The sequence below is a fragment of the Cupriavidus gilardii genome (genome assembly GCF_013347325.1).
GTDB lineage: Bacteria > Pseudomonadota > Gammaproteobacteria > Burkholderiales > Burkholderiaceae > Cupriavidus > Cupriavidus gilardii.
In genome coordinates this window covers 437,036-461,012 of sequence record NZ_CP054626.1, presented here as the reverse complement: position 1 = coordinate 461,012, position 23,977 = coordinate 437,036, and the positions used below count along the sequence as shown (strand labels likewise).

Sequence of the window (23,977 nt, the reverse complement as noted above, 5' to 3'; positions counted from 1 at the left end):
CTCCTTGGAGATGAGCGTTGAAATGATGAGTGCCCCTCGGTTTTCTCCCCTCTCCCGCGTGCGGGAGGGGGGTTGGGGAAGAGGGCATGCGGCGGCAATACCGGCGATACCGCACGCTGCCGCCGCTGCCCTCTCCCCTGCCCCTCTCCCAAAGGGAGGGAGAGGGAAACCGACAGAGTGTTTTCAGTGCCTCAGAACAATTCCGCGTCCAGCGCCATCAGCGGCGCGGCGCCGGCGCGCGCCATGCGGATCTGCGCGGCGGTCTCCGGCAGCAGCTTGGCGAAATAGAAGCGCGCGGTGGCCAGCTTGGCGGTGTAGAACTTGTCGCCGCTGTCCTGCTTTTGCAGCGCGATCTTCGCCATCCGGGCCCAGAAATAGGCGAACACCAGGTGGCCGACCACGCGCAGGTACGGCACCGCGGCGGCGCCGACCTCGTCGGGATTGGCCATCGCCTTCATGCCGATCTCCATCGTCAGCTTCTGCACCTTGTCGCCCAGGTCCGCCAGCGGATTGACGAACTCCTGCATCGCCTCGTCGGTGCCCTCGGCCTCGACGAACTCCTGCACGATCTTGCCGAAGGCCTTCATCTTCGCGCCCATGTCGCCGAGGATCTTGCGGCCCAGCAGGTCCAGCGCCTGGATCGTGTTGGTGCCCTCGTAGATCATGTTGATGCGGGCATCGCGCACGTACTGCTCCATGCCCCATTCGGAGATATAGCCGTGGCCGCCGAACACCTGCATCCCTTCATTGGTGGCGATGAACGCGTTGTCGGTCAGGAAGGCCTTGATCACCGGCGTCAGCAGCGCGACCAGGTCGCCGGCCTGCTTGCGCACGGCCTCGTCCGGGTGCGACAGCTCGCGGTCGATCTGCAGCGCGGTCCAGTAGCTGAACGCGCGGCCGCCCTCGGCGAAGGCCTTCTGCGTCAGCAGCATGCGGCGCACGTCCGGATGCACGATGATCGGATCGGCCGGCTTGTCCGGTGCCTTCGGCCCGGTCAGCGAACGCATCTGCAGCCGTTCCTTCGCGTAGGCCACCGAGTTCTGGTAGGCGACCTCGGTCAGGCCCAGGCCCTGCATGCCGACGCCGAGCCGCGCGGCGTTCATCATCACGAACATCGCGTTCAGGCCCTTGTTGGGCTCGCCGACCAGCCAGCCGCGCGCGCCGTCCAGGTTCATCACGCAGGTGGCGTTGCCGTGGATGCCCATCTTGTGCTCGATCGAGCCGCAGACGATGCCGTTGCGCTCGCCCGGATTGCCGTCGGCATCGGGAATGAACTTCGGCACCACGAACAGCGAGATGCCCTTGGTACCCTGCGGCGCGTCAGGCAGGCGCGCCAGCACCAGGTGGATGATGTTGGCCGACAGGTCGTGTTCGCCGGCCGAGATGAAGATCTTGGTGCCGGTCAGGCTGTACGAGCCGTCGTCCAGCGGTTCGGCCCTGGTGCGCAGGATGCCCAGGTCGGTGCCGCAGTGCGGCTCGGTCAGGCACATCGTGCCGGTCCATTCGCCCGACACCAGCTTGGGTAGGTAGCGCTGCTGCAGCTCGGGCGTGCCGTGGGCGTGCAGCGCCTCGTAGGCGCCGTGCGACAGGCCGGGATACATGGTCCAGGCCTGGTTCGCCGAGTTCAGCATCTCGAACAGCGCGTTGTTGACCAGGATCGGCAGGCCCTGGCCGCCGAATTCCGGATCGCAGGCCAGCGCCGGCCAGCCGGCCTCGACGTACTGCCGGTAGGCTTCCTTGAAGCCGGTCGGCGCGGTCACGACGCCGTCGCCGTGGTGGGTGCAGCCCTCGCGGTCGCCGCTCTGGTTCAACGGGAAAATGACTTCCGAGCAAAACTTGCCGGCTTCCTCGATGACCTGGTTGATGGTGTCCGCGTCGATGTCGGCGTGCGGCGGCATCGCCTTGAGCTCGGCCTCGACGCCGAGCAGTTCGTGCAGCACGAATTGCATGTCGCGCAGCGGAGCGGTGTACTGGCCCATCAAGATCTCCTTGGAGTTGGCGAAGCCGCCGCGCCGCTGGTGCTGTCAAGCACGCCATGCCCGCGGCGGCATCAGGTACGGTAGGACTGAATCAGCTTGTTGAGCGCGACCATGGCAAGCTCGGCGCTGTCGGGCAGGCGCAGGAAGCGGGCGTCGTGATGCAGCCCCAGCTCGAGGCTGTACATCTCGAACAGCATCAGCCGCGGATCGCAGTCCGCGCGCAGATGGCCTTCTTCCTTGGCCTGTTCGATCGCGCGTGTCAGCGCGGCCCGCCAGATCGTGACGCTCTTGATCAGCTCGTCGCGCACCGGGCTTTCCGCGCGGTCATCGTATTCGACCGCCCCGCTGATGTAGATGCAGCCGGTGGTAACTTCCTGGATCCGTTTTTCCATCCAGCGACGCACCATCGACCACAGCCGCGGCAGACCGCGCGGCTCGTTCAGCGAGGGATAGAAGACCTCCTGCTCGAACCGGCGGTGATACTCGCGCACCACCTCCACCTGCAGGTCTTCGCGCGAACCGAAATGCGCGAACACGCCGCTCTTGCTCATTTGCATGCGTTCCGCGAGCAGACCGATCGTCAAACCTTCGAGTCCGTCGCGGGACGACAATTCCAGTGCGGCGTCGAGAATCGCCACGCGCGTCATCTCCCCCTTGCGCATCGGGGTGGGAGTCGCGTTGGCGGCGGATTCGAGACGGGCTGACTGGTGTCGCATGATTTTTCTCCGTACTTTTTGCGGCATCGGTTCGCGATGCCGCGCTTGGCCCTGGCCTGTGATGTCGATCGCCGCCGGCCCGCCCGGTAGAGCGGGCCAGGCGGCGAATGCACGCAGTCTAAGCCAAAAAAGAACGGTCGTTCAGATTATTCTGGCCGCGCCTGCCGCTATCAAGTTTTTAATTAGACCTTCGTTTCTAAACCGCTCGTCGGCCGAACTGCGGTGCAACATCCGGCGGTCGGCATCGGCGGCGAGGCCGAGGTGCCGGTGCGCGCCGCATTTTGCCGCAAGGCAGCACCGGCATGCCACGTTTCAGTAGCGGCCCGCGGCCCCGGCGACCATGACGCCGAAGCGCAACAGCATGTAGGCCATCCAGTCCAGGCAGCGGCGCAGGCGTCCGCGGCGGGCATGGTCCTCGGGCACGACCGGTGCGCTGCGCTGTGCGATCGCGCGCTCCAGCTCGTCGCGCAGCCTGGCGGCAAAGGCCTCGTCGTAGACCGCGACATTGGCCTCGCGCGCCAGCAGCAGGCTGAACGGATCCATGTTGCTGGAGCCGACCGTCGCCCAGCTGTCGTCGACCACCGCGACCTTGGCGTGCAGGAAGCTCTCGGCGTACTCGTGAATCTCGACGCCGGCCTCGAGCAGCGTCGCGTACAGCGCGTGGGTCGCGTAATGCTGCAGCCGGTACTCGACCATGCCCTGCAGCAGCAGCCGCACGCGCACGCCGCGGCGGCGGCAGGCCAGCAGCGCGCGCCGCATCTTGGCCCCGGGCAGGAAATAGGCGTTGGCGATGATCACATCGTGCCGCGCTGCGCCCAGCGCCTGCAGATAGGCGCGCTCGATGGTGCGGCGATTGCGCAGGTTGTCGCGCAGCAGCAGTGCCGCCCGCACGCCGCCGCCGTCGGCGGGCGCGGGCAGCGGACCCGGCGGCAAAGGGAACTCGCCGGCCAGGCCCGACAGGCCGCCGGCCAGTCCGCCGCCCTGCATCTCGCCGCGCAGCGCGAGCCGCCACCACAGCCGCTCCGCCGTCAGCGCGATCTGGCTCGCGAGCGGACCGGTGACCCGCACCGCGAAGTCGTAGCGCGGACCGAGCTGGGCCTCGTCGAAGGGGCCGTGATTGTGATCGTCGATGATGTTGATGCCGCCGACGAAGGCAACGCGCCGGTCGATCACCGCCAGCTTGCGGTGCAGCCGGCGCAGATGCCGGCGCGCCAGCCGGAAGCCACGCAGCGGCCGGTAGACCCGCAGCCTGACGCCACCCCGCTCCAGCCGCTCGACCAGCGCCGCCGGCATGTCGCCCGCGCCGAAGCCGTCGACCAGCAGGTGCACGCGCACGCCGCGCTCGACCGCGCGCAGCAGCGCGTCGGCGACGGCCTGGCCGACCTCGTCGTCGGCATAGATATAGGTCTCCAGCGAGACCGACAGCACCGCCTGGTCGATCGCGGCGATCAGCGCGGGAAAGTAGTCGGCGCCGCCGCGCAGCAGTTCGACACGATTGCCGCCCACCGGACGGCCGGGCCCGCCGCGCAGCAGGCGGGAGCCGTGGCGCGCGTCGAGGGTCGTGGCGGCGGCCGCCTCCGTCGTGCCTTCTACCGCATGGGCGACGGCGGTCATGGAAGAGCGGACGGATTCGCTTGGGCTCTCGGGCAAGGACATGACGGCATTATCGGTCACCTGGCGGCGGAAACGCCACCCGGCGCGCAGCGGCGCGGGATGTCGAACCAGGCATCGGGTCCGGCGCGGGGCAGGCGGACCGGGACGGACGGGCGCGGCCCGACTCTGCTATCGTCGCGCTTTATTCCCGACTTTGTTCCCGACTTCGTTGGCGTCTGCGTTGACAGCCTCGTCCACGACATCGTCCCACCCTCGCCCCCGCGCACTGAGCTGATTCCATCGTGAAGGTTTTCGGTATCGCCGGCACCTCCGGCAGCGGCAAGACCACCTTGCTGGACCAGTTGATCCCCCGCTTCGTCGGCGCCGGCCTGCGCGTGGCCGGCATCAAACACACCCATCACGGATTCGACCCCGACACCCCGGGCAAGGATTCGTGGCGCATGCGCGAGGCCGGCTGTGCCAATGTGGTGCTGGTCGGCGCACGCCATCTGACGCTGATGCGCCGCTACGCGCAGGGCGCGCCGTCGCCCGAACTGGCCGACGCGCTGGCGGTGCTGCCGGCCGATACCGACCTGGTTCTGGTCGAGGGATACAAGCACAGCGACGTGCCCAAGCTGGAGGTCTATCGTCCCGGCCATGGCCGGCCGCCGCTGTGGCCCGACGTGCCCGGCATCGTCGGCGTCGCCACGGACGACCCCGAGCGGGTGGCCGCGCTGACCCGGCTGCCAGTGCTCGACCTGAATCGGATCGACGCCATCGAGGCCTTCGTGCGGGAGCAGGCTGGGCTGTCGCTGAAGCGAAAGCGGTAGCGCGGCTTCGCCGCCGGGCCAGCGAACCGGGCGGCTAGCCGGCCGCGCCCGCCGTCTCGTCGCTGTGCCGCGGATTGACCTCGGGTACCTGCGGCCGCGCCAGCTCGGCGACCAGCGGCACGTGGTCCGAGCGCTGCGCCCAGTCGCGGCCGGTCAGCACGCGGGCGCGCTCGATCTCGAAGCCGCGCACGTAGATGCGGTCGAGCTGCCACCACGGCATATGGCTCGGAAAGGTATGCAGCCGGGAACCGCGCGCATGCGAGGCCTCCAGCGCGCCCAGCGTATTGCAGATCAGCGCGTCGAGCCGGTGGTTCCAGTCGTTGAAGTCGCCGGCGATCACCAGCGGCGCGTCGGCCGGCACCACGTTGCGCACCCGTTCGACCAGGGCCTCGGCCTGGCGCGCGCGGCTGCGCGCGAACAGGCCGAAATGCACGCAGATCAGATGCGCCTCGATGCCGTGGATGTCGGCCACTGCATGCAGCAGCCCGCGCTGCTCGAAGCGATGGTCCGAGATATCGAGGTTCTCCGACATCAGGATCGGATGGCGCGACAGGATCGCGTTGCCGTGGTGGCCGTGGTCGTAGACCGCGTTGCGGCCATAGACCGAATGCGGATAGGCATCGGTCGCCAGGTAGTTCAGCTGCGTGTAGTCGGAATCGAACAGCGCGGCGGCCACCAGGCGGTCGTTGCGGTCCTGCACTTCCTGCAGGAAGACGATGTCGGCGTCGACCGTCTGCAGGCCGTCGCGCACATGCTGGATGCGCGGGCGGCGCGCGAAGCCGGTCAGTCCCTTGTGGATGTTGTAGGTGACCACACGCAACTTCATCGCGGCCCTCCGGAGTGGCCGGCGTCCGCGATGGCGACGGGGCCAACGGCGCCTGCCGCACAGGCAGTCGCCCCGGCCGCGGCGCGCCAGGCCAGCTGGCGGACCGCTTCGGCATTGCTCGACGAGAAGCAGCGCGCGGCCGCCTGCTCCCACGGCAGCCAGACCGATTGCAGATGCTCGCGCGGCGCCAGCGTGACCGGCAGCGGCCGGTCGACGCACAGGCCGAACCAGTGCTCGACATTGCGCGTGACGCCGGGCGCGTAGCGATGGCGCCATTCGGGGTAGATCTCGTACTCGATGTGGTGGCCCCAGTCCTGCAAGCGGTGCTCGCTGGCGACGATGCCGGTTTCCTCGGCCACCTCGCGGGCGGCGGTCAATGCCAGGGGTTCGTCGGGGGTATCGAGGCTGCCGGTGACCGATTGCCAGAAGCCGGGACGGTCGGCCCGCTCCAGCAGCAGGACCTGCAGATCGGCCGTATGGATCACGACCAGCACGGATTCGGGAATCTTGTAGGGCATGGGATCGGACGGGAACAGGCTGACAAGCTTAACGCAGTTGCCTGATGGCGCCACCGGCGTTAGTCCGACAAGCCCTGGAGGCGTGGGGATGATGTGATGGCATGGGCACTGGCAAGGCGCCCAGCCCCATTGCCCCCCGCTCAGGCCCGCTCTTCGCGGACGGAAGCTTCGCGCACCCAGCTGTCGAACACGTCCGGCGAGTCGCCGTGGCCCCAGGCGGCGCGCAGCTGCTGCATCAGCGGCGCCAGCGATTCGGTGTAGCGCGCCGCGGCGGCGTGGGCCTCGGTCGCCAGCGCCTCGGCGGCCTGGGCGGCGCGCGCCTGCATTTCGGTGCGGGCCTGCGCGACTTCCTTCTCGCGCTGGCCCAGCGCGTGGTACTTCTGGATCAGGAAGCGCTGGTAGTCGCCACCCTCGCCTTGCGGCGCCTGCGCGGCCTGGGCGTTCACCTGTTCGAAGCGCAGCACGATGCTGGCGGTCTCCTGCTCGATCTGCGCGGCCTCGGCCACCAGCGCCTGCGCCGCGTCCTGCAGCGCCAGCGCATCGCGGCGGCGGGCCTGCAGTTGCGCGGCCATCGTCTCGAAGGTCCGCTGCGCGGCCAGGTAGGCCTGCACCACGGGCTGCGGCGCGACCACCAGCAGCGGATCGGCACCGCTGCCGCGTCGGCCCGGCAGCAACGCATCTTCCGGCAGGCGCAGGTTGCCGACTTCCTCGAGCCAGCGCCCGCGCGCCATCACCGCCGCCACGGTGTCCAGCGCCACGCGCCGCAGCGCCTCGGCGCGCTGCATCTGCACCGCACCGCCCTCGGCCGCCGCGCTGCCGACCTGCGCCGCATGCGCGATATCGGGAACGCAGGCGGCCACCGTGGTCGCCACCGATTCCGACATCGCCTGCGCGGACTTGCGCACCGCGCGGCGCAGCTCGAAGCGCGCCAGCAGCATCATCACCAGCCCGGCCACCAGCCAGGTCAGGATCGTCTCCGCATGCTGCAGCAGGAATTGGCGGATCAGTTCGATATCCAGTGTCACCTTTGTTCTCCGTTGTCAGGCGCTGCTGCCGGGGGCAGCCCGATGGATGACCCAGCGAGGTGGCCGATCGTTCCCACGGGAAACAATTGGAAACCTCGATCGCCCTCCCCAGCCTACACAAACAAAAAACGGCCGCGCTCGCGCACGGCCGTCGTCTCTGTCGCTAGTGCGCCAGCGGCATCACGCCGAAGCCTTCGGCTCGGGCGTGCGCAGCCGGATATGCAGCTCGCGCAGCTGCTTCTCGTCGACCGAGCTCGGCGCCTGCGTCAGCAGATCCTGCGCGCGCTGGGTCTTCGGGAACGCGATCACGTCGCGGATCGAATCGGCGCCGGCCATCATCGTGACGATGCGGTCCAGGCCGAAGGCGATGCCGCCATGCGGGGGCGCGCCGTACTGCAGCGCGTCCAGCAGATAGCCGAACTTGGCGCGCGCCTCTTCCTCGTTGATCTTCAGTGCGCGGAACACCTTGCTCTGCACGTCCTCGCGATAGATCCGCACCGAGCCGCCGCCGATTTCCCAGCCGTTGAGCACCATGTCGTAGGCCTTGGCGATGCACTTGCCCGGATCGGTGGCCAGGTATTCCAGATGCTCGTCCTTCGGGCTGGTGAACGGGTGGTGCATCGCGACCCAGCGGGCGTCTTCCTCGTCGTACTCGAACATCGGGAAGTCGACGACCCACAGCGGCTTCCACGCGTCCTCGAACAGGCCGTTGGCCTTGCCGAATTCCGAGTGGCCGATCTTCAGGCGCAGCGCGCCCATCGCGTCATTGACGACCTTGGCCTTGTCGGCGCCGAAGAACAGGATGTCGCCATCCTGCGCGCCCGAGCGCTTCAGGATCTCGGCGATCGCGGCGTCATGCAGGTTCTTGACGATCGGCGACTGCAGGCCGTCGCGGCCCTTGGCCACTTCGTTGACCTTGATCCACGCCAGGCCCTTGGCGCCGTAGATCGCGACGAACTGCGTATAGGCATCGATCTCGCCGCGCGAGATCTGGCCGCCGCCGGGCACGCGCAGCGCGACCACACGGCCGTTGTCGCTGTTGGCCGGACCCGAGAACACCTTGAAATCGACGTCCTTCATGACCTCGGTCAGCTCGGTGAATTCGAGCTTGACGCGCAGGTCGGGCTTGTCCGAGCCGAAGCGGGCCATCGCCTCGCGGAATTCCATCACCGGGAACTTGTCGTCGAGCGCCACGCCGATGGTGTTCTTGAACACCGTGCGGATCATGTTCTCGAACAGGTCGCGGATGTCCTGCTCGGTCAGGAACGAGGTCTCGCAGTCGATCTGCGTGAATTCGGGCTGGCGGTCGGCGCGCAGGTCCTCGTCGCGGAAGCACTTGGTGATCTGGTAGTAGCGATCGAACCCCGACACCATCAGCATCTGCTTGAACAGCTGCGGCGACTGCGGCAGCGCGAAGAAGTGGCCCGGGTTGACCCGCGACGGCACCAGGTAGTCGCGCGCGCCTTCCGGCGTGCTCTTGCCCAGCATCGGCGTCTCGATGTCGATGAAGCCCTGCTCGTCCAGGTACTTGCGCACTTCCATCGCGACCTTGTAGCGCAGGCGCAGGTTGTACTGCATCTGCGGGCGGCGCAGGTCCAGCACGCGGTGCGTCAGGCGCGTGGTCTCCGACAGGTTGTCGTCGTCGAGCTGGAACGGGGGCGTGACCGACGGGTTCAGCACGGTCAGCTCGTGGCACAGCACCTCGATCTTGCCCGAGGTCAGGTTGGCGTTCTCGGTGCCGGCCGGGCGCGCGCGCACCTTGCCGGTCACGCGGATGCAGAACTCGTTGCGGATGTCCTCGGCGACCTTGAACATTTCGGGGCGGTCCGGATCGCAGACGACCTGCACCAGCCCTTCGCGATCGCGCAGGTCGATGAAGATCACGCCGCCGTGGTCGCGGCGCCGTTGCACCCAGCCGGTCAGGGCCACTTCCTGGCCGGTCAGTTGTTCGGTCACGAGACCGCAGTAGTGAGTTCGCATGGAGGACATAGGAGAAATTCCCGGTAAGGCGCGGCCGCGCTCGGGCGGCCCGCGGTCAATTGGAGTGCGATGGGTCGGCGGCGGAGACGCCGGCAGTGGGGCCCGCAGCGGAGCCGGCGGCGCGGTTCGGCGCGGCCTTGCGCGGCAGCTCGGCCGGCGCGACCACACCCATCGACACGATGTATTTCAGGGCGGCATCGACGGTCATGTCGAGCTCGATGGTGTCGGCCTTGGGCATCATCAGGAAGAAGCCCGAGGTCGGATTCGGCGTGGTCGGCACGTAGACGCTGACGTATTCGCCCTGCAGGTGGTTCTGCACGTCGCCGCCGGGCCGGCCGGTCAGGAAGGCGATCGTCCACGAGCCCTCGCGCGGGTACTGCACCAGCAGCGCCTTGCGGAACGCGTTGCCCGACGAGGACAGCAGCGTGTCGGAGACCTGCTTGACGCTGGAATAGATCGGGCCGACCACCGGGATATGGTGCAGCAGCGCTTCCCACCAGCGCACCAGGCGCTGGCCGATGAAGTTGTGCGCCAGCACGCCGACCAGCAGGATGAACAGCAGCGTCAGGATCGCGCCCAGGCCGGGCACGCGCATGCCGAACAGCTGGCGGTCGAACTGCCAGGCCTCGGGCAGCAGCGCGAGGCTCTGGTCCATCGTGCCGATGATCAGGCTGAGCACCCACAGCGTGATGCCCAGCGGTACCAGCACCAGCAGGCCGGTCAGGAACCAGGTCTTCAGTGCGGAAGTTTTCTTGTTGGTTGCCACGTTCCTTCCTGGTTCAGTGGCAGGCGCAGGCGCTGCCGCAGCCGCCGGCCGCGCTCGCCCCGCTGGCGGACGCCGACGTCTCGGCCGGCTTGGCGGCGCCGGCGTCGCCGGCGTCGCCGGACGCGCCCGAGCTGGCGCCGGCGCTGCCGCTGTTGCCGCCGCGGAAGTCGGTCACGTACCAGCCAGAACCCTTGAGCTGGAACCCGGCTGCGGTCAGCTGCTTCTTGAAGGCCCCCGCCGTATTGCAGGATGGGCAGTCGGTGAGCGGGGCATCGCTCATTTTCTGCAGCACATCGCGCCCATGGCCGCAGGCGTCGCAACGGTAGGCATAGATCGGCATTGTGGTTCTCCGGGAGATCCCCATTGGGTCAACAAGGGATCAACAAAGGGGTCGACAAAAAATCAATGGAAATCAACGCGCGCGGCCGGCGCGGCGTTCCAGGCTGTCGCCCGCCACCGTCCGGCCATGCAAAGCCTTGAATTATAAACCGTTTGGACGCCGTTGCCGCCGGAAAAGCGGCCGGCCTGGGCCGCAGACCGGCCGATTGGCGGCCGGGGCGCAATCTGGCCGCGCGGCAGCCCTTTCGGGCCGCCAATCAGGCGATATGCACTTCCTTGACCGGCGGGCGGTCGCCGATCCACTGCGGCAGCAGCGAGCCGACCAGCATGCCGCCGAGCGAGAACAGCAGGCCCACCATCTGCGGCGGCACCGCGGCGTCGGCGAAGGCGATCTCGCAGACCAGCCACGAGCTCAGGCCGAGCAGGATCGCCGCCAGGCCGCCCTGGCGCGTGGCGCGCTTCCAGAACAGGCCGAACGCGAGCGGCACGAACGACGACACCAGCGTGACCTTGTAGGCATTCTCGACCATGTGGAAGATCGACAGGTGCGAGTTCAGCGCGAACAGCGTGACCAGCGTGGTGAACACCAGCACGACCGCCTGCATCACCCGCAGGAAGCGCCTGTCGTCCAGATGGCGGAAGTACGGCCGCAGGATGTTCTCGGCGAAGGTCACCGACGGCGCCAGCAGCGTGGCCGACGCGCAGCTCTTGATCGCCGACAGCAGCGCGCCGAAGAACATCACCTGAGCGAACAGCGGGGCGTGGTCCAGGATCAGCGTCGGCAGGATCAGTTGCGAATCGGTATCGATGTAGCGCTGCACCATCGCCGGATCGATCAGCGTGGCCGAATACGCCAGGAACATCGGGATGAAGGCGAAGCAGAAGTACAGCACGCCGCCCAGCACCGAGGCGCGGCCGGCGATCTGCTCGGTGCGCGACGACGTGACCCGCTGGAACACGTCCTGCTGCGGGATCGAGCCGAGCATCATCGTAAACAGCGCGGCGGCAAAGCCGATGATCTGGATCAGGTCGAGTTCGGGCAGGAATTCGAGCTTGCCCGCCGCCGCCGCGTGCGACACCACCGCCGACACGCCGCCGGCCTGGCCGCTGACCTCGTAGCCGATATACAGCATGCCGATCACGATGATAATCATCTGGATGAAATCGGTGATCGCCACCGACCACATGCCGCCGAACAGCGTGTAGATCAGCACGCTGGCCGCGCCGATCATCATGCCGGCGTCCTGCGACAGCGCGCCGTCCGAGACCGTGTAGAACACCAGCCCCAGCGCCTTGATCTGCGCCGCGACCCAGCCCAGGTAGGACACCACGATGCACAGCGTGGTCAGGATCTCGGCCAGCCGTCCATAGCGGTTGTGGTAGTAGTCGCCGATCGTCAGCAGGTTCATCCGGTACAGCGGACGGGCGAAGAACAGGCCGACCAGGATCAGGCACAGCGACGAGCCGAAGGGGTCGGACACCACGCCGGACAGCCCTTCCTTCAGGAATACCGCCGGGATGCCGAGCACGGTCTCGGAGCCGAACCAGGTCGCGAACACGGTCGCGGTGACTACGTAGAACGGCAGGCTGCGGCCCGCCACGGCGAAGTCGGTCGTGTTGCGCACGCGCAGCGCGGCCCACAGGCCGATGCCGACCGAGATTACCCAGTAGATGATGACGAACCAGATCAGCATGCTGCTGCCCTATCCCAAAGAGCCCAGGGGCCAAGAAACCGAATGGCGGACGGCGGCAAGATCATGCGCGCGTCCGCAGTCCAATTCATCGGTCGGGGCCGCGTGGGTGGCGGATCGGGTGCCCTGGGACGAGCACTGGCCTGCGGTCGTAGCCGAATCAAAACGCGGATTATAGCGATGCAAGCGGCGATACAAGCGCGCGCTGCCAAAAAAATCGGCAGCCGCGCGGGACATCGAAGCGGGTTGGACCGGCGACGGCGGCAGGCCGCCCCTCGGCCAATCCCTCAACCGAGCCAGTCGACCAGCTGCGTCGCCGCCACCGCGATGGCCACGGCGCCGATCAGCAGCAGCCCGATCGCCAGCATCCGGTTGGTGCGGCGCTGCTCGACCACCAGCGCCGCCAGCAGGCGGTCCTGCTGGCTGTTGTTGACCAGCGCGCGGCGTTCCAGGAACTGATGCGCCAGGCGGGGAAAGTCGGGCAGCATCTTGGCCCATTGCGGCGCCTCGACCTGGATGCGCTCCCAAGCGCCGCGCCAGCCGACCTGCTCGTGCATCCAGCGCTCCAGGTAGGGCTTGGCGGTCTTCCACAGATCGAGGTCCGGGTCCAGCTGGCGGCCAAGCCCTTCGATATTGAGCAGCGTCTTCTGCAGCAGCACCAGCTGCGGCTGGATCTCGACGTTGAAGCGGCGCGAGGTCTGGAACAGCCGCATCAGCACCATGCCCAGCGAGATCTCCTTCAGCGGCTTGTCGAAGTACGGCTCGCAGCAGGCGCGCACCGCGCTCTCGAGCTCCTCGACCCGCGTCTGCGGCGGTACCCAGCCCGACTCGACGTGCAACAGCGCGACGCGATGGTAGTCGCGGCGGAAGAAGGCGATGAAGTTCTGCGCCAGATAGTTCTTGTCGAACTCGGACAGCGCGCCGACGATGCCGAAGTCCAGCGCGATATAGCGGCCGAAGGTCTCGGGTTGCACCGACACCAGGATGTTGCCGGGGTGCATGTCGGCGTGGAAGAAGCCGTCGCGGAACACCTGCGTGAAGAAGATCTCGACGCCCTCCTCCGCCAGCCGGTGCAGGTCGACGCCGGCGGCCTTCAGCGATTCGGTGCGCGAGATCGGGATGCCGTGCATCCGCTCCATCACGAACACCTCGCTGCTGCAGAAGTCCCAGAACACTTCGGGCACCAGCAGCAGCTCGGTGTCCTGGAAATTGCGGCGCAGCTGGCTGGCGTTGGCCGCCTCGATCATCAGGTCGAGCTCGTCGTGCAGGTACTTGTCGAACTCGGCGACGACCTCGCGCGGCTTGAGCCGCTTGCCGTCGGCCGAGACCCGCTCGATCCAGACCGCGACATCGCGCATCAGCGCCAGGTCGCTGTCGATCACCGGCAGCATGCCGGGCCGCAGCACCTTGACCGCGACCTCGCGGCCGCGATACGGGCCGGCCTTCAGCGTGGCGAAATGCACCTGCGCGATCGACGCGCTGGCGACCGGCTGGTGCTCGAAGGTCTCGAACAGCTGCGTCAGCGGCCGGCCCAGCGAGCGCTCGATGATGGCGACCGCGACGGCCGGATCGAACGGCGGCACCTGGTCCTGCAGCAGCGCCAGTTCATCGGCGATGTCGGCCGGCAGCAGGTCGCGCCGGGTCGACAGCACCTGGCCGAACTTGACGAAGATCGGCCCCAACCGCGTCAGCGCCAGCCGCAGCCGCACGCCGCGCGGCACGGTGTCGAGCTTGCGCCCGATCGTGATGACCCTGACCAGCAGGCGGATATGCCGGTTCTGGAAACCGGACAGCACCAGCTCGTCCAGGCCGTAATAGAAGATGACAAAGGCGATCTTGCAGAGGCGCAGGAAACGGGTCATGCAGGTCTTGTCGGTAAGCCGGCCGGATCGGGACGCGCCGTTGCGCGTCGTTGCCGCCGGCGGGCGGGATTCTTGTCAGCGGTTCCGCGCTCGGCGCGGCTGGCCCGGTTCAGCGATGCGCGGACGGCAGCGGGGCGGCGCCGGCACCGGGGCCGGCACCCGGACCAGCACCCGCACCGCGCTCCAGCCGCTCCAGCCGTTTCTCCAGCCTGGCCAGATCGTCGCGCAATGCGGCCACATCGGCGCGGAAATCGTCCAGCGCGGCATGGCGGACCAGTGTCGGCTGTTCGTCCAGCAGATATTCGGTCACGTTCTCGACCAGCACCCGCCCGACCCGCAGCGCGCCGGCGTGGGCCTGCTGCGCGCCGTCGACCAGCCGCTGCGCGACGCTGTCGCCGACGGTGCCGCCCATCACGGCACGCAAGGCCCGCGCCAGATCCTCCGCGGCATCCCAGCGCAGGCTGCGCGCCAGCGTCGACACGGTATTGGCCAGCTCGGCGTCGCCCTCCAGCCTTACATGGCGCATCGCGGCGGCCTGCCCGCCGGCGGCGACATCGGCCACCACCAGCGGCCATTGCTGCAGCGGCACGGCGATCGTCACCGACGGCGGCGGCGCGTCGGCGGCGGCCAGCGCGACCATGCCTTGCGCATCGATCCGCAAGGCCATCGCGAAGGCGGCGGCATCGAAGCCGATCACGCGGCCGGCATAGGGCGTCAGCAGCTTGCGCGCCCACGGCTCCTGTTCCAGCAGATGATTGAGCGCGGCGACGATGGGGCCGGCCAGCGCGGACGGAAGAGTGTTCATGGCGTGATGGTGCGGACCACGCCGGCCAGGCCGGCGCCAATGAAAAAGGCCCACGCGCGTTGGCGCGTGGGCCTCCATTCTAAGCCAGCGCCGGGCACATCACGCCGCACCCGGGCCTTGGCTCAAGCAGCGACTCGGCCGCGGGCTCAGGATTCCTGCTGAATCCCGGCCAGCACCCAGCCGCCGGCGCCGCTGACGGGCTTCGCCAGGTTCCACACCTCGGCGAACGGCTGCGCGGCCTCGCCTTCGTTCTCGCGGATCATGCCGCTGAAGCGCACGCTGGCCACATGCTGGTTGTCGGTCGACTCGATGCCCAGCAGCGTCGCGTCCAGCGTCACCACGTCGGTGTGGTTGCTCTGTGCCCCGCGATCGCCCAGGTCCATCTTGATCTCGGCAAACATTTCCGGCGTGGTGAACTCGCGGATGTCGTCGAGATTGCCGGCGTCCCAGGCGGCCTGCAGGCGCACGAAGTACACCTTGGCGTTGCGCAGGAAGGCTTCGGTATCGAAGTCCGCCGGCACGCCCCAGGGCTGCACGCCCTGCGATCCGGCCACCGCGGCCGCCGTGGCCGGTTGCAGTGCCGGCTGCGCCGAGGGCTGCAGCACGGGCTCGCGCATCATCGGCTCCTGGCCGCGGTCGAAGGCGCCGCGGTTCAGGTCGGTCCGGCCGTTCGGCGAACCGGCGGCACCGGCCGCGCCGGCATACGCCGGCTGCGGACGCTTGGCGCCGCCGCGGAACTTGCGGATCAGCCAGATCGCGATGAAGGCCAGCGCCGCGATCAGGATCAGGTTGGACAGGAAGGTCAGCGCAGCGCCGCCCAGGCCGAACTGCGACAGCAGCCAGCCGATGCCCAGGCCGGCGGCGATACCGCCGAGGATGCCGCCCCAGTTGCGGCGCGGCGCGGCGGCCGTTGCGGCACCGGCGCCGGCGGTCGCCGGCGCGGCCTGCTGGGCCGGCTGCTGCGCCTGCTGCTGCGTCGGCGTCTGCTGCGGCGCCTGCTGGCGCTGCTGGGTCACGTTGGACGATTGCTTGCCGAAGCTGCGAGAGCCGCCCATCCGCTTGGCCTCCGCATCGAACACCATCCCGAAGGCCAGCATGCCGGCCAGCGACCCCGCCAGGAATTTTCCGCGAATGTTGGACATGATTCCTTATCCCCTTTTATTGCGCCGCAATCGGCGCTGATTCAGTACTTACGGCCGACGTGCAAGGCAACCACGCCCGCCGTCAGGTTGAAGTATTCGACGTTTTCCAGCCCCGCTTGTTCCATCAACCGCACAAGCGAATCCTGGTCGGGGTGCATGCGGATCGACTCGGCCAGGTAGCGGTAGCTGTGGGCGTCGCCGGCGACGCGCTGGCCCAGCCAGGGCAGCACCTTGAAAGAATAGACGTCATACGCCTTTTCCAGCGGCTTCCAGACCTTGGAGAACTCCAGCACCATGACCTTGCCGCCCGGCTTCGTCACGCGCCGCATCTCGGCCAGCGCCCGGTCCTTGTGCGTCATGTTGCGCAGGCCGAAGGCCACGGTGACCAGGTCGAAGTGATTGTCCGGGAACGGGATCCGCTCGGCGTCGCACAGGCACGTCGGCGTCACGATGCCGTCGTTCAGCAGCCGGTCGCGGCCCACCCGCAGCATCGATTCGTTGATGTCGGTCAGCCAGACCTCGCCGGTCGGGCCCGCCTGGCGCGCGAATGCCTTGGCCAGGTCACCGGTGCCGCCGGCGATGTCGAGCACCTTCTGGCCCGGCCGCACGCCGGCCTGGGCGATCGTGAACAGCTTCCACAACCGGTGCATGCCGCCCGACATCAGGTCGTTCATCAGGTCGTACTTCGACGCGACCGAATGGAACACGCCGGCGACCTTGCCGGCCTTCTCGGTCTCGTCGACCTTCTCGAACCCGAAGTGGGTTTCGCTCATCGCTGGCTCCAGAAATCCAGGGAAGTCGGTGGGACCGGCGGCTCAGTGATGGCCGCAGCCATGGCCGTGCGCCGCGGCGGGGGCCATCGGCGTGTCGCGGTCGGCGCCGGCGGCCTCGAGCCGCCGCAGGTAGTCCTGCCACAGCGCGTCCTGCTCTACGCCGAGGCGGTACAGCAGGTCCCACGAATAGATGCCGCTGTCGTGGCCGTCGGAGAAGCGGATCAGGATCGCATAGTTGCCGACCGGCTCGACCGCGGTCACGTTGACGTCGCGCTTGCCGGTCTGCAGCACTTCCTGGCCCGGGCCGTGGCCCTGCACTTCGGCCGACGGCGAATAGACCCGCAGGTATTCGAACGGCAGCCGGAAGCTCTCGCCAGTGTCGAAGCCGATTTCCAGCACGCGCGATTGCGTGTGGACCGTCAGCGCGGTGGGGTGCGGGGTATCTTTTTCCAGTCCTGCCATGATTGTCGGCGCTAGCCGTGTTGGCGCGGACCCGGCCGGGGTTGACGCCCGCGGGCCGAGTTCACGCTTCTTGTACGACCCGATAGCTTACCGCACGCGACCCGCCTTGCCCATCCTCGAGCGCCGGACGGGGCACGCCGGCCCCGGTGTCCGCGGCATCGTCCTGCAGCGTCCCTCGCTCGGGCAGATAGCGCAGCCGGCGATCGTGGAAGGCCGCGACCGTGCTGCGGTGCGCGATGCTGACGATCGCCGCGCCGGGCAGCGCGTCGACCATCAGCTGGTACATCGCGCGCTCGGTCTCCTCGTCCAGCGCGCTGGTCGCCTCGTCCAGGAACAGGAAATCGGGCTTGCACAGCAGCGCGCGCGCGAACGCCAGCCGCTGCTGCTCGCCGGGCGACAGCCGCAGCGCCCAGTTGTCGAACACGTCGAGCTGGTTGGCCAGTGCGCCGAGCTGGGCGCGGCGCAGCGCGTCGCGCAGCGTCTGCGCCGGATGCACGTCGCCGGCCTGCGGATAGGCCAGCGCGTCGGCCAGCGTGCCGACCGGCAGATAGCTGCGCTGCGGCAGGAACAGCGTGCGCGACGGCGGCGGCATCGCCACCGAGCCGCTGCCGTACGGCCAGATGCCGGCCAGCGCGCGGAACAGCACGCTCTTGCCGCAGCCCGACGGGCCGGTCACCAGCCAGCGCTCGCCGCGCGCGATCGTCAGCGAGAACGCCGACACCAGGGGCCGCTTGACCACCGGCAGGCCGGGACCGCCCAGCACGGGCAGCGCCAGCGCCAGCGCATCGATCTCGATGCGGTCGCGCTCGCCCGCGCGCCCGTCGGCGACGCTGACCTGGATATCGTGCTCGCCGTCATGCAGCCGTTCCTGCCGCTGGGCCTCGCGGATCGCCTGCTGGAAATCGATCAGGCGGTTCGACGCGGCCTTCCAGCCGACCAGCGTCGCATAGTTGTCGACGAACCACGACAGCGCGCCCTGCACCTGGCCGAACGCGGTCGACATCTGCATCAGCCCGCCCAGCGTCATCTTGCCGGCGAAGTAGCGCGGCGCGGCCACCAAAATCGGGAAGATGATCGCGAACTGGCCGTAGCCCGAGCTGATGAAGGTCAGCCGCCGCGTATAGAACATCAGCTGGTTCCAGTTGACGCGGATCTGCTCGAAGCGCGCGCGCAGCCCGGCCTGCTCGGTCGGCTCGCCGCGATAGAGCGCGACAGGCTCCGCGTTCTCGCGCAGCCGCACCAGCGAGAAGCGGAAATTCGCCTCGTATTGCTCCTGCTGGAAGTTCAGGCCGATCAGCGGGCGGCCGATCCAGTGCGTCAGCAGCGAGCCGAGCACCGCGTAGCCGCCGGCGAACCACACCATATAGCCGGGGATCGTCATCGTCGTGCCGCCCAGCGCGAAGCTGATCGGCCCCGACACCGCCCACAGGATGCCGACGAAGGACACCAGCGTGACGACCGAATTGAGCAGGCCAAGCGACAGCGACAGCGCGCCGTCGGTAAACAGCCGCAGATCGTCGGCCAGGCGCTGGTCGGGGTTGTCGGTCGCGTGCGTCTGCTCGATGCGGTAGTAGGCCTGCCAGGCCAGCCACTTGCCGAGGAACTGGTTGGTCATCCAGGTCCGCCAGCGCATCTGCAGCATCATCGTGTAGTACTGGCGGAAGATCGCGGCGACGATGAAGCAGGCCGCGATCATGCTGAAGCGCAGCAGCAGCTCCTTGAACGAGGCGTAGTCGCGCTGCTCCAGCGCGTTGTAGAACACGCGGTTCCACTCGTTGAGCAGCACGTTGATGTAGACGATGCCCAGGTTCAACGCCACCAGCAGCAGCAACAGGCCGAGCCCGGCCTTGCGGTCCTCGGATTTCCAGTACGGTTTGATCAGCGCCCAGGTCGCGCGAAAGCGCAGGCGGCTCTGGATCTGCAGCTCGCGGGCCGGGACGGCCGGACCGGGCACGGTGGCAGTGGTTGGCGTGGACATGAATGACGGCAGGCGTTAGGAACAACGGCCGCGCCGGCACGGCTGGCCAGCACGGAACGGCGAACAGGCATCAGACGGCAGGGAAACCGCCCGGGTTCCGCGCGGCGCAACGGCGGGCATGCGGCGGGCATGCGGCGCCCGATCTGCGCCCGATCTGCGCCCGATCTGCGCGCAGTCACCACGCCAGCAGAACGCGTTGCCCGCTCACTCGGCTGACAGCGCGGCGAGCGCCGCGCGCAGCGCCGGCAGCCGCTGCTGCAATGCCTCGATGCGCCCGGCGTCCGCCTCGCGCTGCGGCGCGGCCCAGACCGCCTCGGGGAAGTGCGTGTCCCAGCGATAGCGCGGAATGATATGCCAGTGCAGGTGCGGCACCATGTTGCCGAAGGCGGCCAGATTGACCTTGTCGGGCGCCATCACGTCGCGCACGGTGCGTTCGACGCGGGCCACCAGCCGCATCAGCCAGGCCTGGTCGCCCTCGGACAGATCGGTCTGCTCGGCCACGTGGTCCTGCCAGACCACGCGGCAGAAGCCGGCAAAGCGCTCGCGCTCGACCAGGATCACGCGGGCGCGCCGGCCCGGGTCCTGCCAGACCAGCTCGCCGCCATCGCCCTCGCACAGCGGGCAACCCGCCACGCGGGCCGCGCGGGCCGCGCCCTGCTCCGCCGCGCTCATCGCCGGATCCTCACACCAGCACCCGTTCGATGCCGCCGGCGTTGGCCGCGGCGACGTAGTCGGGCATCCAGTTCTCGCCCAGCAGATGGCGCGCCATCTCGACCACGATGTAGTCGGCCTGCACGGAGGCATCCTCGTTGTAGCGCGACAGGCCCTGCAGGCAGGACGGGCAGCTGGTCAGGATCTTGACGTCGCCGTCGAAGCCGTCGGCGCGCAGCTTGCCGGCGCCCTTGCGCATTTCCTCTTCCTTGCGGAAGCGGACCTGCGTCGACACGTCCGGACGCGTGACCGCCAGCGTGCCCGACTCCCCGCAGCAGCGCTCGTTCTTCTCGATGTTGCCGGCCTCGCCGTTGCCGCCCATCAGCTGGTTGACCAGTTTGGTCGGGTCCATCGTCTTGATCGGCGTGTGGCAGGGGTCGTGGTACATGTAGCGCGCCCCGGTCACGCCCTCGAGCTTGACGCCCTTCTCCAGCAGATATTCGTGGATATCGATGATGCGGCAGCCCGGGAAGATCTTCTCGAATTCATAGCCGGCGAGCTGGTCGTAGCAGGTGCCGCAGCTGACCACCACCGTCTTGATGTCGAGGTAGTTCAGCGTGTTGGCGACCCGGTGGAACAGCACCCGGTTGTCGGTGACGATCTTCTCGGCCTTGTCGAACTGGCCGGTGCCGCGCTGCGGATAGCCGCAGCACAGATAGCCCGGCGGCAGCACGGTCTGCACGCCGACGTGCCACAGCATCGCCTGCGTGGCCAGGCCCACCTGCGAGAACAGCCGCTCCGAGCCGCAGCCCGGGAAGTAGAACACCGCCTCGCTCTCGACCGAGGTCGCCTTCGGATTGCGGATGATCGGCACGATCTCGTTGTCTTCGATATCGAGCAGCGCGCGCGCGGTCTTCTTGGGCAGGTTGCCCGGCATCTTCTTGTTGATGAAGTGGATCACCTGCTCGCGCACCGGCGGCTTGCCGACCGTCGCGGGCGGATGCGCGGTCTGCTTGCGCGCCAGCGTCTTCATCAGCTCGTTGCCGGCGCGCTGCGCCTTGTAGCCCCAGTCCATCATGACCTTGCGGGTCATGTTGATGGTCTGCGGATTGGTCGCGTTCAGGAAGAACATCGCCGCCGCGGTGCCGGGGTTGAACTTCTTCTGCCCCATCTTGCGCAGCAGGTTGCGCATGTTCATCGACACGTCGCCGAAGTCGATCTTGACCGGGCACGGCGTCACGCACTTGTGGCAGACGGTGCAGTGGTCGGCCACGTCCGAGAACTCGTCCCAGTGCTTGATCGACACGCCCCGGCGCGTCTGCTCCTCGTACAGGAAGGCCTCGATCAGCAGCGAGGTGGCCAGGATCTTGTTGCGCGGGCTGTACAGCAGGTTGGCGCGCGGCACGTGGGTCGCGCACACCGGCTTGCACTTGCCGCAGCGCAGGCAGTCCTTGACGCTGTCGGCGATCGCGCCGATGTCGCTCTGCTGCATGATCAGCGACTCGTGCCCCATCAGCCCGAACGACGGCGTATAGGCATTGCGCAGGTCGGCGCCGGGCAGCAGCTTGCCCTTGTTGAAGCGGCCCTGCGGATCGACCCGCTGCTTGTACTGGCGGAAGTCGCCGATCTCTTCCTCGGTCAGGAACTCGAGCTTGGTGATGCCGATGCCGTGCTCGCCGGAAATCACGCCGTCGAGCGAACGCGCCAGCGCCATGATGCGGGCCACCGCCTTGTGGGCGTCCTGCAGCATGTCGTAGTCGTCGGAGTTGACCGGGATGTTGGTGTGCACGTTGCCGTCACCGGCGTGCATGTGCAGCGCGACGAAGACGCGGCCGCGCAGCACCTGCTTGTGGATCTTCTGCGCCTCGTCGAGGATCGGCTTGAATTCGCCGCCGTTGAAGATCTTGCGCAGTTCGGCGCGCAGCTCGTTCTTCCACGACACGCGGATCGTGCGGTCCTGCAGCAGATGGAACACGGTGGCATCGGGCTGCTGCACCAGGCGCGCCTCGAAGGCCTGCCCCAGCAGGCCCAGGCCATGGCCGATCAGCGCGGCGCGCGCCTGCGTCAGCGGCGTGTCGAGGTTGTCGCGCAGATAGATCCAGCGCGCGCGCACGTCGCGCAGCAGCGTCAGCGCCTGCTGCACGCGGTCCTCCAGCAGCTCGGCGCTGGGGATCTCGTTGGCGTCGTCGCTGCGGCCCAGCGGCAGGTTGCCGCGCGCGAAGAAGCTCTCGAGCTCGTCGGCGAGCTTGAGCTTGTTCTTGATCGACAGCTCGATATTGATACGCTCGATGCCGTCGGTGTATTCGCCCATCCGGTTCAGCGGAATCACCACGTCTTCGTTGATCTTGAAGGCGTTGGTATGGCGCGCGATGGCGGCGGTGCGCGAACGGTCGAGCCAGAATTTCTTGCGTGCCTCGGGGCTGATCGCGACGAAGCCCTCGCCGCTCTTGCCGTTGGCCATGCGGATCACTTCCGAGGTGGCGCGCGCGACCGCGTTCTCGTCGTCGCCGACGATATCGCCGATCAGCACCATCTTCGGAAAGGCATTGCGCTTGCTCTTGGTGGCGTAGCCGACCGCGCGCAGGTAGCGCTCGTCCAGATGCTCGAGGCCGGCGAGGATCGCGCCGCCCGGCGTCTTCGACTCGATATCGAGGAAGTCCTTGATCTCGACGATGCTCGGAATCGCGTCGCGCGCCTGGCCGAAGAACTCGAGACAGACCGTGCGGATATGGCGCGGCATCCGATGCAGGATCCAGCGCGCGCTGGTGATGATGCCGTCGCAGCCTTCCTTCTGCACGCCCGGCAGCCCGGCCAGGAACTTGTCGGTGACGTCCTTGCCGAGCCCTTCCTTGCGGAACTTGCGGCCCTCGATCGCCAGCGTCTCGCTGCGCAGCAGCTTCTCGCCCGGGGCGCGATTGCCGTCGAACCACTTCAGCTCGAAGGTGGCGACCGGCACGTCGTGGATCTTGCCCAGGTTGTGGTCCAGGCGCGTGACCTCGAGCCAGTTGCCCTCCGGATCCACCATGCGCCACCAGGCCAGGTTGTCCAGCGCGGTGCCCCACAGCACGGCCTTCTTGCCGCCGGCGTTCATCGCGACGTTGCCGCCGATGCACGACGCGTCGATCGAGGTCGGGTCGACCGCGAACACCAGGCCCGCCTTGTCGGCCGCGTCGGCGACGCGGCGCGTCACCACGCCGGCACCGGAGAAGATCGTCGCGACCTTGCCCTGCACGCCAGGCAGCTCGGTCTGCTCGACGGGTCCGAGCTGTTCCAGCTTCTCGGTATTGATCACCGCCGACAGCGGCGTCAGCGGCACGGCGCCGCCGGTATAGCCGGTGCCGCCTCCGCGCGGAATGATGGTCAGGCCCAGTTCGAAGCAGCCCTTGACCAGCCCGGCGATCTCTTCCTCGGTATCGGGGGTCAGCACCACGAACGGGTATTCGACGCGCCAGTCGGTGGCGTCGGTCACGTGCGACACGCGCGAGAGCCCGTCGAACTTGATGTTGTCCTTCTGCGTGACACGGCCCAGCACGCGCAGCGCGCGCTTGCGCAGCTCGTAGGCGTCGGTGAACTCGCGCTTGAATTCCTCGATGGCCTGCCGGGCGAAGGTGACCAGCTGCTCGACGCGGTGCGAGCGGTCCTCGGCGGCCGGCTCGGCGTGCTCGGCGCGATCGGCGGCGCGGCGCTTCTCGATCTCGGCCAGCCGGTGATGCAGCGCGGAGATCAGCATCTCGCGGCGCTTCGGGTTCTCCAGCAGGTCGTCCTGCAGATACGGATTGCGGCGGACCACCCAGATGTCGCCCAGCACCTCGTACAGCATCCGCGCCGATCGGCCGGTGCGGCGCTCGCCGCGCAGCTCGTCCAGGATCCGCCAGGCCTCCTCGCCCAGCAGGCGGATCACGATTTCGCGGTCGGAAAAGGAGGTGTAGTTATAGGGGATCTCGCGCAGGCGCGGAGGGGCGTCCTGCGCGGCGAGCTTGGCGTCGAGCACGAGTGGGGCATTCATGGGCGGGACCGCGGCATGCGGCGCACGGGGACGGT

General features: G+C 68.1%; 19 protein-coding genes. 1 reads left to right on the top strand and 18 read right to left on the bottom strand.

From position 1 onward, the window contains the following. Positions 1-191: 191 nt before the first annotated feature. The 3 genes from FOB47_RS12255 to clsB form a co-directional block, all read right to left on the bottom strand. Entirely contained in the window at positions 192-1,979 is a 1,788-nt protein-coding gene (locus FOB47_RS12255; protein ID WP_174781199.1) for an acyl-CoA dehydrogenase C-terminal domain-containing protein, read from the bottom strand. A gap of 71 nt (positions 1,980-2,050) precedes the next feature. Then, positions 2,051-2,641: a TetR/AcrR family transcriptional regulator gene (locus FOB47_RS12250; RefSeq protein WP_006578334.1), complete on the bottom strand. Its 591-nt coding sequence runs from the start codon at positions 2,639-2,641 to the stop codon at positions 2,051-2,053. Between the two features lie 366 nt (positions 2,642-3,007). Next, positions 3,008-4,309, bottom strand: coding sequence for a cardiolipin synthase ClsB (gene clsB / locus FOB47_RS12245; protein WP_244959408.1), 1,302 nt, complete (start codon positions 4,307-4,309; stop codon positions 3,008-3,010). Positions 4,310-4,590: 281 nt separating this feature from the next. Between clsB and mobB the strand changes: the two genes are divergently transcribed. Then, on the top strand, positions 4,591-5,118 hold the full coding sequence (mobB, locus tag FOB47_RS12240) for a molybdopterin-guanine dinucleotide biosynthesis protein B (protein WP_174781197.1): 528 nt from the start codon (positions 4,591-4,593) through the stop codon (positions 5,116-5,118). A gap of 34 nt (positions 5,119-5,152) precedes the next feature. Here the strand turns inward: mobB and FOB47_RS12235 are convergent, their stop codons facing one another. From FOB47_RS12235 to FOB47_RS12165, 15 genes are all read right to left on the bottom strand, one after another. Then, positions 5,153-5,944 (bottom strand): endonuclease/exonuclease/phosphatase family protein, encoded by a 792-nt coding sequence (locus tag FOB47_RS12235; RefSeq protein WP_053821084.1) that lies wholly within the window; start codon positions 5,942-5,944, stop codon positions 5,153-5,155. Continuing rightward, positions 5,941-6,462: a dihydroneopterin triphosphate diphosphatase gene (nudB, locus tag FOB47_RS12230; protein ID WP_174781196.1), complete on the bottom strand. Its 522-nt coding sequence runs from the start codon at positions 6,460-6,462 to the stop codon at positions 5,941-5,943. Before nudB ends, FOB47_RS12235 begins: the two co-directional genes overlap by 4 nt. 140 nt (positions 6,463-6,602) lie before the next feature. Beyond that, positions 6,603-7,487 carry a hypothetical protein gene (locus FOB47_RS12225; protein WP_053821082.1) on the bottom strand — a complete coding sequence of 295 codons (885 nt, stop codon included), beginning with the start codon at positions 7,485-7,487 and terminating at the stop codon, positions 6,603-6,605. A gap of 180 nt (positions 7,488-7,667) precedes the next feature. Beyond that, entirely contained in the window at positions 7,668-9,476 is a 1,809-nt protein-coding gene (aspS, locus tag FOB47_RS12220) for an aspartate--tRNA ligase (protein ID WP_053821081.1), read from the bottom strand. Positions 9,477-9,522: 46 nt separating this feature from the next. Beyond that, entirely contained in the window at positions 9,523-10,233 is a 711-nt protein-coding gene (locus FOB47_RS12215; RefSeq protein WP_053821080.1) for a DUF502 domain-containing protein, read from the bottom strand. A gap of 13 nt (positions 10,234-10,246) precedes the next feature. Then, positions 10,247-10,573 carry an FmdB family zinc ribbon protein gene (locus FOB47_RS12210; RefSeq protein ID WP_174781195.1) on the bottom strand — a complete coding sequence of 109 codons (327 nt, stop codon included), beginning with the start codon at positions 10,571-10,573 and terminating at the stop codon, positions 10,247-10,249. Positions 10,574-10,829: 256 nt separating this feature from the next. Continuing rightward, positions 10,830-12,266 (bottom strand): high affinity choline transporter 1, encoded by a 1,437-nt coding sequence (locus FOB47_RS12205; protein WP_053821078.1) that lies wholly within the window; start codon positions 12,264-12,266, stop codon positions 10,830-10,832. A gap of 284 nt (positions 12,267-12,550) precedes the next feature. Next, positions 12,551-14,125 carry a ubiquinone biosynthesis regulatory protein kinase UbiB gene (gene ubiB, locus FOB47_RS12200; protein WP_053821077.1) on the bottom strand — a complete coding sequence of 525 codons (1,575 nt, stop codon included), beginning with the start codon at positions 14,123-14,125 and terminating at the stop codon, positions 12,551-12,553. A 109-nt stretch (positions 14,126-14,234) separates the two neighbouring features. Then, on the bottom strand, positions 14,235-14,930 hold the full coding sequence (locus FOB47_RS12195) for a ubiquinone biosynthesis accessory factor UbiJ (RefSeq protein ID WP_174781194.1): 696 nt from the start codon (positions 14,928-14,930) through the stop codon (positions 14,235-14,237). 146 nt (positions 14,931-15,076) lie between these two features. Beyond that, on the bottom strand, positions 15,077-16,072 hold the full coding sequence (locus FOB47_RS12190) for a Tim44 domain-containing protein (protein WP_174781193.1): 996 nt from the start codon (positions 16,070-16,072) through the stop codon (positions 15,077-15,079). 41 nt (positions 16,073-16,113) lie between these two features. Beyond that, the gene (ubiE, locus tag FOB47_RS12185) at positions 16,114-16,845 is read right to left on the bottom strand and encodes a bifunctional demethylmenaquinone methyltransferase/2-methoxy-6-polyprenyl-1,4-benzoquinol methylase UbiE (RefSeq protein WP_064572602.1); all 732 of its coding nucleotides are present in this window, start codon (positions 16,843-16,845) and stop codon (positions 16,114-16,116) included. Positions 16,846-16,887: 42 nt separating this feature from the next. After that, a complete protein-coding gene (locus FOB47_RS12180) occupies positions 16,888-17,307 on the bottom strand; it encodes a gamma-butyrobetaine hydroxylase family protein (protein WP_053821074.1) in 420 nt (139 codons plus the stop codon). 61 nt (positions 17,308-17,368) lie between these two features. Continuing rightward, positions 17,369-19,285: an ABC transporter ATP-binding protein/permease gene (locus FOB47_RS12175; RefSeq protein WP_174781192.1), complete on the bottom strand. Its 1,917-nt coding sequence runs from the start codon at positions 19,283-19,285 to the stop codon at positions 17,369-17,371. Between the two features lie 204 nt (positions 19,286-19,489). After that, positions 19,490-19,957, bottom strand: a complete 468-nt coding sequence (locus FOB47_RS12170) for an HIT family protein (protein WP_174781191.1) — start codon at positions 19,955-19,957, stop codon at positions 19,490-19,492. A 10-nt stretch (positions 19,958-19,967) separates the two neighbouring features. Further along, positions 19,968-23,942 (bottom strand): DUF3683 domain-containing protein, encoded by a 3,975-nt coding sequence (locus tag FOB47_RS12165; RefSeq protein WP_174781190.1) that lies wholly within the window; start codon positions 23,940-23,942, stop codon positions 19,968-19,970. Positions 23,943-23,977 lie beyond the last annotated feature (35 nt).

Coding starts and splice junctions, on each gene's coding strand:
- FOB47_RS12255 (WP_174781199.1), bottom strand. CDS start 1,979: ATGGGCCAGTACACCGCTCCGCTGCGCGACATGCAATTCGTGCTGCAC.
- FOB47_RS12250 (WP_006578334.1), bottom strand. CDS start 2,641: ATGCGCAAGGGGGAGATGACGCGCGTGGCGATTCTCGACGCCGCACTG.
- clsB (WP_244959408.1), bottom strand. CDS start 4,309: ATGACCGCCGTCGCCCATGCGGTAGAAGGCACGACGGAGGCGGCCGCC.
- FOB47_RS12235 (WP_053821084.1), bottom strand. CDS start 5,944: ATGAAGTTGCGTGTGGTCACCTACAACATCCACAAGGGACTGACCGGC.
- nudB (WP_174781196.1), bottom strand. CDS start 6,462: ATGCCCTACAAGATTCCCGAATCCGTGCTGGTCGTGATCCATACGGCC.
- aspS (WP_053821081.1), bottom strand. CDS start 9,476: ATGTCCTCCATGCGAACTCACTACTGCGGTCTCGTGACCGAACAACTG.
- FOB47_RS12210 (WP_174781195.1), bottom strand. CDS start 10,573: ATGCCGATCTATGCCTACCGTTGCGACGCCTGCGGCCATGGGCGCGAT.
- FOB47_RS12205 (WP_053821078.1), bottom strand. CDS start 12,266: ATGCTGATCTGGTTCGTCATCATCTACTGGGTAATCTCGGTCGGCATC.
- ubiB (WP_053821077.1), bottom strand. CDS start 14,125: ATGACCCGTTTCCTGCGCCTCTGCAAGATCGCCTTTGTCATCTTCTAT.
- FOB47_RS12195 (WP_174781194.1), bottom strand. CDS start 14,930: ATGAACACTCTTCCGTCCGCGCTGGCCGGCCCCATCGTCGCCGCGCTC.
- FOB47_RS12190 (WP_174781193.1), bottom strand. CDS start 16,072: ATGTCCAACATTCGCGGAAAATTCCTGGCGGGGTCGCTGGCCGGCATG.
- ubiE (WP_064572602.1), bottom strand. CDS start 16,845: ATGAGCGAAACCCACTTCGGGTTCGAGAAGGTCGACGAGACCGAGAAG.
- FOB47_RS12180 (WP_053821074.1), bottom strand. CDS start 17,307: ATGGCAGGACTGGAAAAAGATACCCCGCACCCCACCGCGCTGACGGTC.
- FOB47_RS12175 (WP_174781192.1), bottom strand. CDS start 19,285: ATGTCCACGCCAACCACTGCCACCGTGCCCGGTCCGGCCGTCCCGGCC.
- FOB47_RS12170 (WP_174781191.1), bottom strand. CDS start 19,957: ATGAGCGCGGCGGAGCAGGGCGCGGCCCGCGCGGCCCGCGTGGCGGGT.
- FOB47_RS12165 (WP_174781190.1), bottom strand. CDS start 23,942: ATGAATGCCCCACTCGTGCTCGACGCCAAGCTCGCCGCGCAGGACGCC.